The following is a 1243-nucleotide window of genomic DNA, read 5'->3' as shown; positions in this document are numbered from 1 at the left end:
TTTTGTTAGCTAATCCTAGCCGAGTTAATCTTGGTTTTGGTAAAAATGTGGGCGTTGAAGCTTAAGCATAACAAAGCGTTTAAGTGGGATTTGGCACGCGTGGCATTTTCAGTTTGCGTTGAGTTCGGTGGTTACGGCACTGTGCGGTAGCTTTTGTGTTGCGTGCCTGCACCCCTTAACGCGGCGTTATGTGTTTTTAGGATAAAAATGGAAATTTTCGAAATTCAACTAGGAAACTCAATCGGTCCAGTCAAGCTCGGTATGACAGAAACTGAAGTGAGCAATGTTATCGGAGCTCCTGATTGCATCTATGGCCATCGCCATCATTTTTTAGACGGTCTCATGGTAGATTTTGATAATGAAGGAAGAGTTGAGTTCATTGAAGCCGCTGCGTCTGAGTTGTTTTCAACGACATTGCTTGGCTTAGACGTACATAGGATATTAGCAACTAATGTACTCGAACGAATTCAGCTAGAAGGTAACTATGATCATTCTGATCCAGAGTTAGGCTATAGCTACGTATTTAAAGAGCTTCAGTTATCTTTCTGGCGTCCAACTCTTCCTGACTTAGAAGAAGGTGAAGGGTTGTACTTTCAATCGGTTGCAATTGCTTCCGAGGGTTACTTTGAGTAAACACATAACAAGCAATTTAAGAGGGATTCACAACGCTTGGCACTTTTGCTTCTACTTCAATTTTAGTGTTTACGGTACAATGCTTTAGGTTGGGTGGTAGCGTTGTTCACCCCTTAATTGGGCGTTAGCACTCTGGACGGTAGTTTAGCAAAAGGATTGTTATGAACTTTCAAGAAATGTCAGAGCAGGAAATATTAGATATCGCAAATCCTATCATGGACAATTTGATGGAAGCATCGACGAATATTGACCATGAGCGGCACGTCCGAGACTTTAACAAGCGGATGCTCAAAATAGTTACCCGAGATTACCTCAATGAAGTCTGTGTAAAATATCAGGCTGAAAAGGGTTTCTTTGCAGATAGAGAGTTAGTTGCAGTGTTTAGGCGACCAGACTCAGCGGCAATAGTTTGGAAACAATATTACACGAAAGCACCAGGCGAACATGTAGCAGAGCTGGTTATAGTTTATGAGGATGGGCGTTTTCTGGTAGACCACGCAATGGTTTTCTAAAAGAGTGCTAACAAAGCGTTAAAGAGGGACTTGGCACGCGTGGCATTTTCAGTTTGCGGTAAGTTTAGTGGTTAAGGTGTGATGCGGTCACTTTTGTA

The 1243-nt window shown here is 42.3% G+C and carries 2 protein-coding genes; both read left to right on the top strand.

From position 1 onward, the window contains the following. Positions 1 to 207: 207 nt before the first annotated feature. Entirely contained in the window at positions 208 to 633 is a 426-nt protein-coding gene (locus FC652_RS19875) for a hypothetical protein (protein ID WP_176299877.1), read from the top strand. 161 nt (positions 634 to 794) lie between these two features. After that, positions 795 to 1145: a hypothetical protein gene (locus tag FC652_RS19870; RefSeq protein WP_038969909.1), complete on the top strand. Its 351-nt coding sequence runs from the start codon at positions 795 to 797 to the stop codon at positions 1143 to 1145. The last annotated feature ends 98 nt before the right edge of the window (positions 1146 to 1243 follow it).

Source organism: Vibrio sp. 05-20-BW147, assembly GCF_013369385.1.
Lineage (GTDB): Bacteria > Pseudomonadota > Gammaproteobacteria > Enterobacterales > Vibrionaceae > Vibrio > Vibrio floridensis.
Note: the sequence above shows the minus strand (reverse complement) of the source record. Positions and strands in the feature narration are given on the sequence as shown.